The organism is Streptomyces changanensis (assembly GCF_024600715.1).
Classification (GTDB): domain Bacteria; phylum Actinomycetota; class Actinomycetes; order Streptomycetales; family Streptomycetaceae; genus Streptomyces; species Streptomyces changanensis.
In genome coordinates this window covers 5,627,345-5,642,996 of record NZ_CP102332.1, presented here as the reverse complement: position 1 = coordinate 5,642,996, position 15,652 = coordinate 5,627,345, and the positions used below count along the sequence as shown (strand labels likewise).

Genomic DNA, 15,652 nt, shown 5'->3' with positions numbered 1-15,652 from the left:
CCCCTTGCGTGCGGGTGGGTGGCTTACCGGATGGTGTGGAGGGCCTGTTCGAGCAGGGCGGCGCCCTCCTCGGCCTCGGCGACGGTGAGCGACAGCGGCGGCGCGACGCGCAGGACGCTGGTGTCGTGGCCGCCCCCCTTGCCGATGAGCAGCCCGCGTTCCCGGGCGGCCTCCAGGACGGCCGCGGCGGCCCCCGGGTCGGCGGCGCCGGTGTGCGGGTCGGCCAGTTCGACGCCGAGCATCAGACCCCGGCCGCGCACCTCCCGTACCCGGTCGACGCCCGCGGCGATGGCGCGCAGCCGCTCGGCGAGGAGGCCGCCGACGCGCCGGGCGTTGCCCTGGAGGTCGTGTTCGAGGAGGTAGGTGAGGTTGGCGAGGCCCGCGGCCATGGTGACCGGGGAGCCGCCGAAGGTGGAGATCGAGTTGGCGCTCAGGCAGTTCATCACCTCGGCGCGGGCGACGACCCCGCCGACGGACATGCCGTTGCCGATGCCCTTGGCGAAGGTGAGGAGGTCCGGCGGGCCGGCGGCGGCGTGGGCCTGCCAGCCCCAGAAGTGCTCGCCGGTGCGGCCCCACCCGGTCTGCACCTCGTCGCTGATCCAGAGGATGCCGTGGCGCCGCAGCACCTCGCGGAACGCGGCGTACAGCCCGTCGGGGGGCGAGGTGAAGCCGCCGACGCCCTGGATGGGTTCGGCGATGAGCGCGGCGACGTCGCCGGTGTGCCCGATCAGGTCCTCCAGGTCGGCGACGCAGGCGGCGGTGAAGTCCGCGTCGGACAGGTGGGCGAAGGGGCCGCGGCCGCGGACGGCGCCGTGCACGTACAGCGTGCGCAGCGGGGAGAGGCCGGTGGTGGCCCAGGCGCGGTTGCCGGTGACGGAGACGGTGGAGAAGGAGCGGCCGTGGTAGCTGTTGCGCATCGCCAGGATCTGGTTGGTGCGGCGGTACGCGGTGGCGAGGAGGAGCGCGGTGTCGTTCGCCTCGGTGCCGGAGGTGGTGAAGAAGACGCGGGCGTCGGGGATGCCGGAGAGGGCGGCGACGCGCTCGGCGAGCTCCACCATCGGGCGGTTGAGGTAGAGCGTGGACGAGTGGATGATCCGCCCGGCCTGCTCGGCGACGGCCTTGGTGACCTCGGGGAGGGCGTGGGCGGTCATGGTGGTGAGGATCCCGCCGAAGAAGTCGAGGTAGCGGTTGCCCTCGGCGTCCCAGACGTGGCGGCCCTCGCCGTGGGTGATCTCGACGGGGTCGTCGTAGTAGAGGGACAGCCAGTCGGGCAGGACGGCCCGGTGGCGGTCGTGGAGCTGCCGGTGCGCGTGGGGGTGGTTCACGGCCGCACCAGCCCCTCGTACGCGTCGGGCCGGCGGTCGCGGTAGAACGCCCACTGTTGGCGCACGTCGTCGATGAGGTCGAAGTCGAGGTCCCGCACGAGGAGTTCGTCCTCCTTGTCGGACCCGGCCTCGCCGACGAGGCGGCCGCGCGGGTCGACGAAGTAGCTGGTGCCGTAGAAGTCGTTGTCCCCGTAGTGCTCCCGGCCGACGCGGTTGATCGCGGCGACGAAGTACTCGTTGGCGACGGCTGCCGCGGGTTGCTCCAGCTGCCACAGGTGGGAGGAGAGGCTGCGGTGCGTGGCCGACGGGTTGTACACCAACTGTGCTCCGTTGAGGCCGAGTTGCCGCCATCCTTCGGGGAAGTGGCGGTCGTAGCAGATGTAGACGCCGACGCGGCCGACGGCCGTGTCGAAGACGGGCCAGCCGAGGTTGCCGGGGCGGAAGTAGAACTTCTCGTAGAAGCCCTTGAGCTGCGGGATGTGGTGCTTGCGGTACTTGCCGAGGTAGGTGCCGTCGGCGTCGATGACGGCGGCGGTGTTGTAGTAGAGGCCGGGGCCCTCGACCTCGAAGACCGGGGCGACCACGACCATGCCGGTCTCGCGGGCGAGGTCGCGCATGCGGCTGACGGTGGGGCCGTCGGGTACGGGCTCGGCCCAGCCGTAGTGGTCGACGTCCTGCTCCTGGCAGAAGTACGGGGCGTTGAACACCTCCTGGAAGCCGATCACCCGCGCCCCCTGGCGGGCGGCCTCGCGGGCGTGCTCCTCGTGCTTGGCGATCATCGATTCGGTGTCGCCGGTCCAGGAGGCCTGGACGAGCGCGGCGCGCACGGTGTGGGACATGGGCTGCTCCTTCGGCACGGCGTCGATGAGCCTCTACGCACGTAGAGCGGTACGTGGGAGGAGACGTAGGAGGAGAACGTAAGCCTCGTCACATCGCGGAGCAAGACCGCCGCCGTCAACAGCCGGAGTCGATCACGTTTCACACCCAAGTGGTCCACAACGGACGCGTTTCCGAACGACGCCGGACGGTGTTCCGTGCGGCGGTCCGGACCCCCGGATCCGGCTCGGGGGTGCGGACCGTCGCGCGGGCCGACGAACGCCGCGCGGGCTCGGGGGCGCCGCGCGGGCGCCGGGAGCAGCCGTGCGCGGTTCGGGGCAGCCGTGCGCGGTCGGGGGCGCGGGCGGGGTGTTACGGGCGCCCCGCCGGGCGCACCACCATCGCCGCCCCGCCGCCGCGCCGGGTGCGCTCGGCGGCCGCCAGCCAGCGGCCGTCGGGGAGGCGCTGGACGCCGGTGGCCGCGCCGATCTCGGGGTTCTCGCGGAAGGCGTGGCCCAGGGCGGCGAGGCGGGCCCGCAGCGCACTGCGGTACAGAGCGGGTTCGAGGTCGGTGACGGGCTGGTTGCGCTGGCTGGCGCGCGGGGCGGCGATCGCGTCGACGAGCGGCAGCCGGCGGTCGACGACGCCCGTCAGGGTCTGCAGGACGGTGGTGATGATGGTGGCGCCGCCGGGGGAGCCGAGGGCCAGGACCGGCCGGTCGTGGCGGTCCAGGACGATCGTCGGGGACATGGAGGAGCGCGGCCGCTTGCCGGGCCCCGGGAGGTTGGGGTCGTGGACCGCCGGGTTCGCCGGGGCGAAGGAGAAGTCCGTCAGCTCGTTGTTGAGGAGGAAGCCGCGGCCCGGCACGGTGATGCCGCTGCCGCCGGTCGACTCGATGGTCAGGGTGTACGCGACGACGTTGCCCCACCGGTCGGCGACCGTCAGGTGCGTGGTGTTCTCCCCCTCGTACGTCGTGGGCGCCGCCGTCCCGCCCGCCGCGCACGGCTCGGGGTCGCGCGGGTCGCCCGGGGCGAGCGGGCTGGTCAGGGCCCGGTCGTCACGGACGAGGCAGGCACGCGCGTCGGCGAACCGCTGCGACAGGAGCCCCTTGACCGGCACGTCCTCGAACGCCGGGTCACCCACCCACCGGCCGCGGTCCGCGAACGCGATCCGGCTCGCCTCGATCAGACGGTGCAGGTACGTCTGCGGCGACGCGCCCGCGAGGTTCCCGCGCTCCAGGATGTTGAGCGCCTCGGCGACCGTGGTGCCGCCCGACGACGACGGCGCCATCCCGTACACGTCGAGGCCGCGGTACTCGGTCTTCGTGGGGCGGCGCCGCAGCGTCTCGTACGCCGCGAGGTCACGGACCGTCAGGTCGCCGGGCCGGACGGTCCGCGTCGCGCCGGCGCGCACGGGCGGGGTGCGGACGGTGCGGACGATGTCGCGGGCCAGGCCGCCCCGGTAGAGCGCCGCGCCGCCGTGGCGGCCCAGCTCCTCGTACGTGCGGGCGAGGTCGGGGTTGCGCAGGGTGGAGCCGACGGCGGGGAGGGCCCCGCCCGGCAGGAACAGCTCCGCGCTCGCCGGGAAGTCCCGGAAGCGCTCCTCGTTGTCCCGTGTCTGGGCGCGGAAGGTGCCGTCCACGACGAAGCCGTCCCGGGCCAGCCGTACGGCGGGGCGCAGCAGCTCCCCCAGCGGTTTGCTGCCCCAGGTGTCCAGGACGGTGTCCCAGGTGGCGGGGGTGCCGGGGGTACCGACGCCCAGGCCGCTGGTCATGCCCTCCGCGAAGGGGATCGGCTCGCCGTCCTCCAGGAAGAGGGAGGCGTCGGCCGAGCGGGGGGCGGTCTCGCGCCCGTCGACGGTGTGGACGGCGCGGGTGCGGGCGTCGTAGTACACGAAGTACCCGCCGCCGCCGATGCCCGCCGAGTAGGGCTCGGTGACGCCGAGGGCGGCGGCGGTCGCGACGGCGGCGTCCACGGCGTTGCCGCCGCGGCGCAGGACCTCGATCCCGGCGGCGGACGCGTCGGCGTCCACGCTGGACACGGCGCCCCCGTAGCCGGCGGCGACCGCCTCCTTCGCCGGCGCCGGTGGCGGCGCCGCGACGGCCGCCCCCGTCGGCGGTGCCGCCCCGCCGACGGCGAGCACCGTCGCGGCGACGGCGGCGAGGGAGACGTTCCGTACGGTGGACCGACGCATGCGGGCTCCTCCAGTCAACGGCCGTCCGCGCAGCGTAACTTCACACCGCCCGCGGTACCAGGACCGCTAGCATGCGCGCCCATGGACGACGACCTGTGGAACATCGTGCTCGGCGTGGCCGCCAGTGGGCTCAGCGCGTCACTCGGATGGCTGGCCCGCACGGCGCTCACCCGGCGCCGGCTCCGCCGCAAGCAGGGCTTCTTCGGGCTGCCGGGCAACGCGGAGTGCCTGCTCGTGGTGAACCGCGAGGCCGGCGGGGACGGCGTCCACCGCAACGACGTGTTCGCGCTGCTGGAGCTGTCCGCGCTGATCCGGGACTGCGACGCGCACGCCCGCATCGTCCGCCACGACCAGGCGGTGCAGGGGTTCGGGGACCGCACGGAGTTCTGCCTCGGCGGCCCGACCTCCAACCGGCGCATGGCCGCGCACCTGCGCACGCTCCTGCCGGGCATGCGGCTCGTGGAGGGCCCGGGGAAGAAGCCGGACGTCTACCGGTTCGGCACGCGGGAGTACCGGGCGGAGCTGGGCCTCAGCGAGTACGTCGTCCTCGCGCGGCTCACCGCCGGGGAGGGCCGGCACCCGGTGTTCCTCTTCTGCGGGCAGCGGGCCATAACGAACCAGGCGGCCACCCGCTACCTGGTCCGCCACCACGAGCAGCTGGCGCGCGAGCACGGGCGCCGCCCGTTCGTCCTGCTGCTGAAGGTGGTCAACTCGCAGGCGTACGGTCCCGACGTGGTCGAACTGGTGGCCGACGTGACGGCGGCGGCCCTGGACCCGGCGCCCGCCCCCGACCCCGATCCGGCCGCGCCCGCCGATGCGGCGGATGCCCCGGCTGGTGCCCCGGCGGCTGGTGCCCCGGCGGCGGGGACGACGGCGGGCGCGGCGACGGCAGGGGACGAGGACCCGGGCCCGGACCGCGCCGCCGCCCGGACCGCCGACGCCCCCTGAGCGACGGGCGGTCCCGGGCGGCCGGGCACATCGTCATCGGGTGAGGACCGCGTCGTGGCACGTCCGTTACCCGCACGCGCCCCGGCGCCCCCGCGGCGCGCGGTGTCGGGCGCGTCACATCCGGCGTTCCGGAAATACCCGCTCGCCCCGCAACCCGAACCGGTCGTTCGCCCTCTCACCCAGGGAAGACGAACGTATCGGAGGATTTCCCGTTGAGCCGCACACGTGCCCGCACCACGCTCCGCACCACCGCCCTCGCCGGTACCGCGGTTCTGACCGCGGCCCTGACCGCGTGCTCGGGCGGCGGCAGCGGCTCCTCGACCGGCGGTGCCGGCGGGGACGGCAAGGCCAAGCCGGAGACGCGCATCTCCGTGAACCTGACGGGCAAGCAGGCGAAGCCCGGCAGCCCGGTCCGGGTCACCCTCGCCGACGGCAAGCTCGCCCAGGTGACGGTGACCGACTCGAAGGGCGCCACGCTGGAGGGCAAGGTGTCCACGGACGGCAGGTCCTGGACGTCGGTCCGCAACGCGGCCCCCGGCACCGGTTACACCGTCGAGGCGCGCGACGCGAACGGCGGCAGCGCCAAGGCCGACTTCGCCACCGCCGCCCCGGAGAAGGTCAACAAGCTCACCCTCGCCCCGGGGAAGAACACCACGGTCGGCATAGCCCAGCCGCTGTCGATCGTCTTCGACCACCCGGTCAAGGACAAGGCGGCGGTGGAGAAGGCCCTCAAGGTCACCACCTCGAACGGCACCGAGGGCTCGTGGGGCTGGATGCAGGACTGGTCCGGCAAGGACCGGGTCGACTGGCGGCCGAAGGAGTACTGGAAGTCCGGCACCAAGGTCACCCTGGACGCCCGCCTCAACGGCGTGGACTCCGGGGCCGACGGCGGCTGGTTCGTCCGGGACTACACCACGAACTTCACCATCGGCCGGAACCAGGTCGTCAAGGTCGACCTGGACGGACACCGCCTGAAGCTGCTGCGCGACGGCCGGGTCGTCAGGGACGTCCCGATGTCGGCCGGCACGCCGGGTGGCGAGAAGGCGTCGTGGCGGGGCAAGACCGTCCTGATGTCGAAGGAGGGCACCATCAACATGCGCTCCGAGACGGTGGGCCTCGGCGACGCCTACGACAAGATGGTCGACTACTCGATGCGGCTCACCTGGTCGGGCATGTACGCGCACGCCGCGCCGTGGAACGCCAAGTACATGGGCAGCGCCAACCGCAGCTCCGGCTGCATCGGCATGACCGACGGCAACGCCCGGTGGGTGTACGAGCAGGTGCAGGTCGGCGACCCGTTCGAGATCGAGGGCGAGGACGCCAAGGGGACGCAGGCCCTCAACAACGGCTACGGCGAGTGGAACCTCTCCTGGAGCGAGTGGCAGGCGAAGAGCGCGCTGCGCTGACCGGGCGGGCGGCCGGCCGCACCCCGCCACCAATTGTTACCGTCACGTAACTTACCAGGGAGTTACCCCGGGTAAGCATGGGCGGATACCTTCGGTTCACTTTCGACCACGCGTGACACGCGAGTGAGGAGTGACCCGTGGGACACGTGCGCTCAGCCAAGCGGGCCGCGGCCGCCGGTACGGCCGCGGCCGTCCTGGTGACCGGGGCGGCCTTCGGGCTCGCCCCGGCGGCGTCGGCCGGGACCGCCGACGCCGCCCCCTCCGCCGCCTCCACCGCCGCGGCCGGGATCCGTTTCGTCGACATCGTCGGCGACGGGGGCACCGTCCTCAAGGCCAACGTCGTCACGCCGGCGGGCGCCGACGCGACCCGCCGCCACCCGCTGGTCGTCCTGCCCACCAGTTGGTCCATGCCGCAGATCGAGTACCTCGCGCAGGCGCGGAAGCTCGCCGACGCCGGTTACGTCGTGGTCAGTTACAACTCCCGCGGCTTCTGGCAGTCCGGCGGGAACATCGAGGTCGCCGGCCCGCCGGACATCGCCGACGCCTCCAAGGTCATCGACTGGGCGCTGGCCCACACCCCCGCCGATCCCGAGCGCATCGGCATGGCCGGCGTCAGCTACGGCGCCGGCATCAGCCTCCTCGCCGCCGCGAACGACGAGCGCGTCAAGGCGGTCGTCGCGATGAGCGGCTGGGCCGATCTCATCGACTCCATCTACAGCGGCCGCACCCAGCACCTCCAGGCCGCCGCGATGCTCGGCGGCACCGGCCTCCTCACCGGCCGCCCGAGCCCCGAACTCCAGCAGGTCCTCAAGGACTTCCTCGCCTCCGATCTCGACCAGGAGGACGAGATGATCGCGTGGGGCGCCAAGCGCTCCCCGGCGTTCCAGGTGGACCGGATCAACGCCAACGGCACCGCCGTCATGCTCGGCAACGCCTGGGGCGACACGATCTTCCCGCCCAACCAGTACGCGTCCTTCTACGAGAAGCTCACCGGTCCCAAGCGCCTGGAGCTGCGCCCCGGCGACCACGCCACCGCCGAGGCCACGGGCCTGCTCGGCCTGCCCAACGACACCTGGACCAACGCCCACCGCTGGTTCGACCACCACCTCAAGGGCGTCGACAACGGCATCGACCGCGAGCAGCCCGTCCAGCTCAGGTCGCGGACGGGCGGCGGCTACGAGGGCTACGCGAGCTGGACGTCGGTCGGCGCGGACGAGCGCAGGATCCCGCTCACCGACACACAGGGGGTGCGCGCGAACGTCGACTCCGGCGCCAACGGCGGCGTCCTGATGCTCTCCAACCTGCTCGACCAGTTCCTCAAGCTCCCGCCCACCGCCTCGATCCCCCTCCTGCCGCGCTCCTACGCCGCCGTCTGGCAGTCCGAGCGGTACGGCTCCGTGCAGCGGGTCCGGGGGACGGCGAAGCTGCACACGACGGTCACCAGCACCGCCTCCAGCGGCACCCTCGTCGCCTACCTGTACGACGTGGGCCCGCTCGGCCTCGGGAAGCTGGTCAGCAACGCCCCCTTCACCTTCCACGACAAGACGCCGGGCCGGCCGTTCGCGGTGGACCTGGAGCTCTTCTCGACCTCGTACGACGTCCCCGCCGGACACCGGCTCGCCCTGGTCGTCGACACCGTCGACCCCCTCTACATCGAGCACAACCCGTCCGGCGCGCGGCTGACCTTCTCCTCGCCGCCGTCCGACCCCTCGTACGTGTCGGTCCCGCTGCGCGAGGAGTGATCACCGGCCGCTGCCGGGCGGGCTCGGCCCCGCGCCGCCCCTCCCCTCCGCAGGAGGGGCGGCGGCGTCCGTCGGCCCGGTCGGCGCGCGGGCGCGCGCGGCCGGGGCCCCGGGCCCGCTCAGCGGGCGGGGATCGGGCAGGGGACGCCCCGCGCCCGGCGGCCCGACCCGGAGGGGCGGACTTCCACGGGGGTGCGGTACTCCACGGTGCGCCCGTCGGCCATGCGCTGCCTGCCCCATTCCCAGGTGTCGAGGTCAAGGCAAACTATCCAGCGGAACAAGGCACTTCACCGCCCGACACGGATATCGTGCATTAGCGGTATTGGATGATGAAGCGGGGCGATACGGGCGGAACGCCCATCGCCCTACCTCCCCTCGGCGGCCTCGCCGTACGTCTGGGAGAGCTGCGGGGAGCCGGTGATCGCCCAGTCGAGTCCCGCCCCGACGACGTCGATCTCCCGCCCGGAGGCGAGCCGGACGACGGCCCGGCCGCCGGGGAGCACGTCCCACACGGCGCCCGGCACCGTGCGCACGATGACCGTGCCCAGGTAGAGCCCGGCGTCGTTGCCCACCCACGGCAGCTCCTCGGGGTCCTCCCGCCAGCGCGGCGGCAGTTGGTCGAGCGCCTCCAGCGAGCGGGGCGTGTCGTCGAGGAGAACACCCGCCTCCTGGGCCCGGGCGCGCAGCAGCGCGCACTCGGCGAGCAGACCGGCGGCACCCTCCGGGTCGCGCTCGAAGGCGGAGACGAGCACCGTGGTCCGCTCGCCGCCGCGCCGTCTGCGCCAGGAGTCCAGGAAGGGGATGTTCATACCGCCAGCGTCGCACTCCGCGCGCCCGGCGCACCACTGGGCACGCGCCGGACGGCCCCGGGGAAACACCCCTCCCGGGTCATGCCGGCCCGCCGCGCCCACGCGCGCCCTCGGGGCGGCGGGGGCCCGCGGAGGCGCTCGCCCTCAGAGCTTCAGGTCCACGACGACCGGGGCGTGGTCGGACGCGCCCTTGCCCTTGCGCTCCTCGCGGTCCACGTAGCTGTCGCCGACCGCCGAGGCGAACGGCTCGTTCCCGTAGACCAGGTCGATCCGCATGCCGCGGTTCTTCGGGAAGCAGAGCTGGCGGTAGTCCCAGTACGTGTACGGGTGGTCGTACTTCAGGGGGCGCGGGACGACGTCGGCCAGGCCCGCCCCGCGCAGCCCCTCCAGGGCGGCGCGCTCGGGCTCGGTGACGTGGGTCGACCCCTCGAAGAGGGAGCGGTCGAAGACGTCGTCGTCGGTCGGGGCGATGTTGAAGTCGCCGAGCACGGCGAAGGGCCGGGGGCCCGCCGCGTCCTCGGCGACGGCTCCCTTCAGCGCCTCCAGCCAGCGCAGCTTGTACGCGTAGTGGTCGTGGGCGACCTCGCGGCCGTTCGGCACGTACACCGACCAGACCCGCACGGGGCCGCAGGTCGCGGAGATCGCCCGCGGCTCCTGCACGCCCTCGTACTCGGGCCCCCCGGGCAGGCCGCGCACGACGTCGTCGAGGCCGACCCGGGAGACCACGGCCACGCCGTTCCACCGGCCGGTGGCGTTCACCGCCGACTCGTAGCCCAGCTCCCGCAGCTCCGCGGCGGGGAACTGCTCGGCGGTGCACTTGGTCTCCTGGACGCACAGCACGTCCGTGCCGCTGCTCTCCAGCCAGGCCAGCAGACGCGGCAGCCGAGCGGTGATCGAGTTGACGTTCCAGGTGGCGATACGCATGTCGGACAGCCTAACGGCGGGGTCCGACAGCCCGCCCTCACAGCTCGGTGTACGCCCCGGCCGTCAGCCGCCGGTGGTCGGTCCCGCCGAGGGCGCCGATCTGCCGGTCGTAGATCGGCCGGGCGAGCGGCGTGAGCAGCGCGTCGTGGACGTCGATGGCCTGCCGCGGCTTCACCTCCCGCACGTAGTCGATCACCTCGCTGATCTTGTTCCACGGTGCCATGACCGGCAGGAACAGCGTGTCCACGGGCCGCTCGGGAACGGTCAGCGCGTCGCCGGGGTGGAAGACGGACCCGTCGATGAGGTAGCCGACGTTGGTGACGCGCGGGATGTCCGGGTGGATGACCGCGTGGAGTTCGCCGTGCACCTCCACCTCGAAGCCGGCGGCGGTGAAGGTGTCCCCGTGGCCGACGGTGTGGACCCGGCCGGGGAAGGCGGCGGCCAGCTGCTCGGCGACGCTGCGGAGCGTCCAGATCTCGGCGGCCGGGTCGGCCTCCAGGCCGGCGCGCAGCCGTCCCTCGTCGAAGTGGTCGGCGTGTTCGTGGGTGACGAGGATCGCGTCGGCGCCGAGCGCCGCGTCCTCCTCGCTGAACCCGCCCGGGTCGATGACGAGGGTCCGTCCGTCCTTCTCCAGCCGTACGCAGGCGTGGGCTTTCTTCGTCAGCTTCATGGGCCCATCCTGCCCCGGTCCCGGGCGTCCCGTGGGCGGGAGGTCAGGGTTCGAGGGTGGTCTCCTCCGCGATGACCCGGGCGGCCACCCGGAAGGCGGAGTTGGCCGCGGGGACGCCGCAGTACACGGCGGTCTGGAGGAGCACCTCGCGGATCTCGGCGGGGGTCAGCCCGTTGCGCAGGGCGGCTCGGGTGTGGAAGGCGAGTTCGTCGAGGTGGCCGCGGGCGGCGAGGGCGGTGAGGGTGACACAGCTGCGGGTGCGGCGGTCGAGGCCGTCGCGGGTCCACACCTCGCCCCAGGCGTAACGGGTCACCAACTCCTGGAAGTCGCCGGTGAAGTCGTCGGCGGCGGCGAGGGCGCGGTCCACGTGGGCGTCGCCGAGCACCTCGCGGCGGACCCGCAGGCCCTCGTCGTACGGGTCGGGGCGGTGGGCGGGCGGCTGCTCCGGGGCGGCGGCCGGCGCGGCGACGGGCTGCGCGGCGGGGACGGCCCCGGGGGGCGCGGCGGGGGCGGGCGTGAAGGCGGCGGTGACCTGGGGCGGTACGGGGACGGCGGCCAGGGTGTCGTGCCAGGCGCTGGAGAAGTGCCGTACGAGCAGGTCGGTGACGGCGGCCGGCTGTTCGACGGGGGCGAGGTGGGCGGCGCCGGGGACGACCGCGAGCCGGGCGTCGGGGATGCCCGCGACGAGGGTGCGCGCCTCGGCCGGTCCGGTGACCCGGTCGTCGGCGCCGACGAGGACGAGCGTCGGGACGCCGATCCTGCCGAGGTCGGCCCGTACGTCGAAGGTGGCGAGCGCCTCGCACGCGGCGATGTAGCAGCCGGCGTGGGTGGTGCGGACCATCTGCACGGCCCAGTCGACGATGGCGGGCTGGGCGGCGGCGAAGGTCTGGGTGAACCACTGGCCGGGGGCGAGGCGCGCCATCGGCTCCAGCCCGTTGGCGCGGACGACGACCCCGCGCTGTCGGTATTCGTCGGCGGTCGCGAAGCGGGGCGAGGCGGCGACGAGGGCGAGGGAGGCGAGGCGCTGCGGGGCGCGCAGGGCCAGGTCCGCGCCGACGGCGGCGCCGAGGTCGGACCCGGCGTACCCGAAGCGCGCGACGCCGAGGTCGTCGAGGGTGGCGAGCAGCCGGTCGGCGAGCTCACCGACGGAGGAGACGGGTTCGGCGGGGGCGCCGCCGTGCCCCGGCAGGTCGAACCGGACGACGCGCCAGCGCGCGGTGAGCTCGGGCGTCTGCCGGTCCCACATGTGCCAGGTGGTCCCGAGGGAGGGCCCCAGGACCAGGACAGGGGCGTCTTCCGGGCCGTCCGAGCGGTATTGCAGGCGTCGCGCAGTCGTCTCACTCACCGGCTCACGCTCCCACATCCCACGCTCTCCCCCACCGACGGGCCCGGGCTCCCGCGGGCCTGCCCCGAATCCCGGCTGCCCCGGGCGCAGGTCCGCGACGCCCGTCCCGGCGTATCCCTTCTCGGTCGTCACGACGTCGGTGTGCCCCGCCCGCCGGGCGGGACGCGATCCGGAACCCCGCTGCCCACGGGGCACGTCAAGCACGTCGCGGGCATCGTACAAGCGGAACCCGCCGCATCGCCCTCCCGGCTGTGCGGCCACGAGCGGGCCCCGGCTTCAGGACCCCCCGGCCTCGGGGCCGTCGGCGCCGGCGGCTGTCCCGCGCCGGTCCGGTCCAGGGAAGGTGGGCGGGAGCCGCGGGCGCCCGCGCGACGGGGTTCCTCGCGTGTCCGGGTACGGGTCGGGGCGGTCCCGTCCGCCGGCCGGGGGCGCACCGCGCGGGGGCGTGTACCTGTCGCGGGGTCTCGCTACAGTGGGCCGTCGCACCGGCGTTCGGCGGCGCGACGGGACGAGGGCAGGGGCGGGGGCGGAGATGGGCAGACGTGCGCGCCTGACCGTCGCGGGTGCCCTGCCGTCCGTGCTCCTGGCGGCCTGGTCCCTGGTCCTGGTCCTGTTCGGCACGGCCCCGGCCGCCCACGCCGCCGCCGGTCCGGTCGCGCTCCCCACCGCTTCCGCACGCGCCGACGTCGTGCGCCCCGGTGCCCGGCCCGCGCCGGACTCCGCCGTGTCGGACGCGGCCTCACCGAGGACGACGGCCCGGGAGCACACCGTACGGCCGCCCGGTGAGCCGCCCGCCGCGGCCCTGCCCGTGGACGCGTTCCCGCCGGCGCCGTTGCGCGGCGTGGCGGCCTGCGGGCCGTGCCAGGAGCGGGGCCCGCCCCGCGGTACCCACGACCCGCGGTACATCCGCGGCCCTCCGTCCTCCCCGGACAGCTGACGTTCCACGCGCCCGCCGTCCCGGGAGTCCGCGGCATGCCCGCGACCCGGGGGCGGTGGGGCATCCGGCCGTGACGGCCGGTGCCCCCCGAGGCGCGCTTCCCCTGCGTCCGCCCGTCCCCGGGCCCGGCCGCCCGCCCCGCAGCGGCGGGCGGCCGGGCTCCCGTGGACCGCCCGTGGAGTACTCATGTCATCTCGCCGTGCCACGTTCTGGCGCGCGCTCGTCGCGCTCGCCGTCGTCGGCGTCTCCCTCTACGTCGCCCTCACCACACCCGCCCGCCTGGGACTCGATCTGCGCGGCGGGACCCGCATCGTCCTGGAGACCCGGGACTCGCCCACCGTGCGCGCCGACGCGGCCGCCACCGACCGTGCGCTGGAGGTGTTGCGCCGCCGGGTCGACGGCCTGGGCGTGGCCGAACCCTCGCTCGTCCGCTCCGGGGAACGCCGCATCGTCGTCGAACTCCCCGGAGTGCGGGACCCGCGCCAGGCCGCCGAGGTCATCGGCCGCACCGCGCAACTCACCTTCCACGCCGTCACCGGGGCCACCGCGGGCCCCGCCGGCGGCCCGGCGGCCGACGGCTCGCGCGTCCTCGCCGACCCCGACACGCCCGGCGCCCTCCTGCGGCTGGGCCCGCCGGCCCTGACGGGCGACGGGGTCGAGGACGCCGAGGCGGTGTTCGACACCCGGTCGGGCCTCGGCTGGACGGTCGACCTCACCTTCCGCGGCGGAGCCGCCGACGCCTGGGCGCGGCTCACGGGGGAAGCGGCGTGTGCCGCGCCGTCGGATCCCGCCCGGAGGGTGGCGATGGTCCTCGACGACCGGATCGTCTCCGCGCCCGGGATGCAGAGCGGCGTGGCCTGCCGGGCGGGGATCACCGGTGGCGCGGCCCAGGTCACGGGCGGCTTCTCGGCCGGTGAGGCGCGTGACCTCGCGGCCCTGGTGAAGGGGGGTGCCCTGCCGGTGCCCGTGACGACCGTCGAGCAGAGCACCGTCGGCCCCACGCTCGGCGCCGAGGCGATCAGGGCCAGCGCGCTCGCCGCGGTCATCGGGCTCGTCTGCACGGGGGTCTTCATCGTCGTCGTGTACCGGCTGCTCGGTCTGCTGGCCACCCTCGCCCTCGGGCTGTACGGGCTGCTGTCGTACGCCGCCGTGGTCGCGCTCGGCGCGACGCTGACGCTTCCGGGCCTGGCCGGTTTCGTCCTCGCCATCGGCATCGCCGTCGACGCCAACGTCCTCGTCTTCGAACGGGCCCGGGAGGAGTACACGAGGCCAGGCGGCGGGTCGCGCGGCGCGGTCCGCGACCTGCGGCGCCCGTTGCGCACCGGGTTCACGAAGGCGTGGAGCGCGGTCGCCGACTCGAACGTGACGACGCTGCTCGCCGCCGGCCTGCTCTTCGTGTTCGCGACCGGGCCGGTGAAGGGCTTCGGGGTCACCCTCGCGATCGGCGTGCTCGCCTCCATGGTCTCGGCCATGCTGATCACGCGGCTGCTCGCCGAATGGGCGGTGTCCCGGCGGTGTGTCGCCCGGCGGCCCGCCCTCACCGGCATGGCCACCACCGGTCGACTGCGCGCGCGGCTCGTGCGGCGGCCGCCGCGGTTGATGCGCCACCGGCGGCGCTGGCTGGGCGTCTGCGCCGGTCTGGTGGTGCTCGCCGTGGGCGGGATCGGCGTGCGCGGCCTGGAGCTCGGCGTCGAGTTCACCGGCGGGCGGGTCGCGCAGTACACGGCCGAGCACCCCGTCGACGCGGACGCCGCCCGCGCGGCGGTCGTCGACGCCGGGTTCCCGCACGCGGTGGTGCAGACCACGGGGGAAAACGACGTGTCCGTACGCACCAAGGAGACCGGCGACGACGAGCAGCGGCGCATCCGGGAGGCGCTCACGCGGGTCGCCGGCGCGGTGGAGGTCGAGCGCGACGACCGGATCGGCCCCAGCCTCGGCAGCGAACTGCGCACGTACGCCCTCCTCGCCCTCGGGCTGGCGATCGGGGCGCAACTCCTCTACCTCTCCGTCCGCTTCCGCTGGACGTTCGCGGCGGCGGCGGTGGTGGCGATGGCGCACGACGTGCTGCTCGTGGTGGGGCTCTTCGCCTGGTGGGGCAAGCCCGTGGACAGTGTCTTCCTCGCCGCGCTGCTCACGGTCGTCGGGTACTCGGTCAACGACACGGTGGTGGTCCTGGACCGGCTGCGGGAGCTGCGCCGTACCGGCACGTCGGCGGGGTGGGCGGAGCTGGCGGACCGGGCGGTGGCGCAGACGATGCCGCGGACGGTGAACACCGGCATGGGCGCGCTGTTCGTCCTGGTCGCCCTGGCGTTCCTGGGTGGGGACTCGCTCGCCGACTTCGCCGTGGCGCTGCTGGCGGGAGTCGTGGCGGGCATGGCGTCGACGGTGTTCACCGCGATGCCGGTGACCGTGCTGCTCCAGGAGCGGTTCCCGAACCGCTCGCGGGACGGGGAACCGTCGGGCGGGGACCGTACGGCGCGGTCCCGCGACCGCCACGGAGCCGTGGTCTGACCCCGGCCGTCGGCGGGCCGGGCCGG

General features: G+C 74.6%; 11 protein-coding genes and 1 pseudogene. 5 read left to right on the top strand and 7 right to left on the bottom strand.

Translation table 11 applies throughout. From position 1 onward, the window contains the following. Nucleotides 1-23: 23 nt before the first annotated feature. The 3 genes from NRO40_RS24620 to ggt form a co-directional block, all read right to left on the bottom strand. Complete coding sequence (locus tag NRO40_RS24620) at nt 24-1,325, bottom strand: aspartate aminotransferase family protein (RefSeq protein ID WP_058940191.1); 1,302 nt, start codon at nt 1,323-1,325, stop codon at nt 24-26. After that, a complete protein-coding gene (locus tag NRO40_RS24615; RefSeq protein WP_058940192.1) occupies nt 1,322-2,164 on the bottom strand; it encodes a nitrilase-related carbon-nitrogen hydrolase in 843 nt (280 codons plus the stop codon). The genes NRO40_RS24620 and NRO40_RS24615 overlap by 4 nt, the downstream gene beginning before the upstream one ends. A gap of 349 nt (nt 2,165-2,513) precedes the next feature. Beyond that, the gene (ggt, locus tag NRO40_RS24610; RefSeq protein WP_058940193.1) at nt 2,514-4,334 is read right to left on the bottom strand and encodes a gamma-glutamyltransferase; all 1,821 of its coding nucleotides are present in this window, start codon (nt 4,332-4,334) and stop codon (nt 2,514-2,516) included. Nucleotides 4,335-4,415: 81 nt separating this feature from the next. Here ggt and NRO40_RS24605 point away from each other — a divergent pair. From NRO40_RS24605 to NRO40_RS24595, 3 genes and pseudogenes are all read left to right on the top strand, one after another. Beyond that, a pseudogene (locus NRO40_RS24605) lies at nt 4,416-5,129 on the top strand (hypothetical protein); the annotation flags it as partial. A 365-nt stretch (nt 5,130-5,494) separates the two neighbouring features. Then, the gene (locus NRO40_RS24600) at nt 5,495-6,688 is read left to right on the top strand and encodes a L,D-transpeptidase (RefSeq protein WP_058940194.1); all 1,194 of its coding nucleotides are present in this window, start codon (nt 5,495-5,497) and stop codon (nt 6,686-6,688) included. A 137-nt stretch (nt 6,689-6,825) separates the two neighbouring features. Continuing rightward, nucleotides 6,826-8,430 (top strand): alpha/beta fold hydrolase, encoded by a 1,605-nt coding sequence (locus NRO40_RS24595; RefSeq protein WP_058940195.1) that lies wholly within the window; start codon nt 6,826-6,828, stop codon nt 8,428-8,430. Between the two features lie 365 nt (nt 8,431-8,795). On the opposite strand, the gene NRO40_RS24590 is transcribed toward NRO40_RS24595, so the two are convergent. The 4 genes from NRO40_RS24590 to pcaDC form a co-directional block, all read right to left on the bottom strand. Beyond that, nucleotides 8,796-9,239, bottom strand: coding sequence for a DUF6278 family protein (locus NRO40_RS24590; RefSeq protein ID WP_058940196.1), 444 nt, complete (start codon nt 9,237-9,239; stop codon nt 8,796-8,798). Between the two features lie 144 nt (nt 9,240-9,383). Next, nucleotides 9,384-10,163 (bottom strand): exodeoxyribonuclease III, encoded by a 780-nt coding sequence (locus NRO40_RS24585; protein ID WP_058940197.1) that lies wholly within the window; start codon nt 10,161-10,163, stop codon nt 9,384-9,386. 37 nt (nt 10,164-10,200) lie between these two features. Then, on the bottom strand, nt 10,201-10,833 hold the full coding sequence (locus tag NRO40_RS24580; RefSeq protein ID WP_058940198.1) for an MBL fold metallo-hydrolase: 633 nt from the start codon (nt 10,831-10,833) through the stop codon (nt 10,201-10,203). Nucleotides 10,834-10,876: 43 nt separating this feature from the next. After that, the gene (pcaDC, locus tag NRO40_RS24575; protein ID WP_058940266.1) at nt 10,877-12,178 is read right to left on the bottom strand and encodes a bifunctional 3-oxoadipate enol-lactonase/4-carboxymuconolactone decarboxylase PcaDC; all 1,302 of its coding nucleotides are present in this window, start codon (nt 12,176-12,178) and stop codon (nt 10,877-10,879) included. Between the two features lie 532 nt (nt 12,179-12,710). Between pcaDC and NRO40_RS24570 the strand changes: the two genes are divergently transcribed. Both NRO40_RS24570 and secD read left to right on the top strand, forming a co-directional pair. Further along, nucleotides 12,711-13,115 carry a hypothetical protein gene (locus tag NRO40_RS24570; protein WP_058940199.1) on the top strand — a complete coding sequence of 135 codons (405 nt, stop codon included), beginning with the start codon at nt 12,711-12,713 and terminating at the stop codon, nt 13,113-13,115. A gap of 186 nt (nt 13,116-13,301) precedes the next feature. Further along, complete coding sequence (gene secD / locus NRO40_RS24565) at nt 13,302-15,626, top strand: protein translocase subunit SecD (protein WP_058940200.1); 2,325 nt, start codon at nt 13,302-13,304, stop codon at nt 15,624-15,626. The last annotated feature ends 26 nt before the right edge of the window (nt 15,627-15,652 follow it).

Coding starts and splice junctions, on each gene's coding strand:
- NRO40_RS24570 (WP_058940199.1), top strand. CDS start 12,711: ATGGGCAGACGTGCGCGCCTGACCGTCGCGGGTGCCCTGCCGTCCGTG.
- NRO40_RS24590 (WP_058940196.1), bottom strand. CDS start 9,239: ATGAACATCCCCTTCCTGGACTCCTGGCGCAGACGGCGCGGCGGCGAG.
- ggt (WP_058940193.1), bottom strand. CDS start 4,334: ATGCGTCGGTCCACCGTACGGAACGTCTCCCTCGCCGCCGTCGCCGCG.
- NRO40_RS24585 (WP_058940197.1), bottom strand. CDS start 10,163: ATGCGTATCGCCACCTGGAACGTCAACTCGATCACCGCTCGGCTGCCG.
- NRO40_RS24615 (WP_058940192.1), bottom strand. CDS start 2,164: ATGTCCCACACCGTGCGCGCCGCGCTCGTCCAGGCCTCCTGGACCGGC.
- NRO40_RS24580 (WP_058940198.1), bottom strand. CDS start 10,833: ATGAAGCTGACGAAGAAAGCCCACGCCTGCGTACGGCTGGAGAAGGAC.
- secD (WP_058940200.1), top strand. CDS start 13,302: ATGTCATCTCGCCGTGCCACGTTCTGGCGCGCGCTCGTCGCGCTCGCC.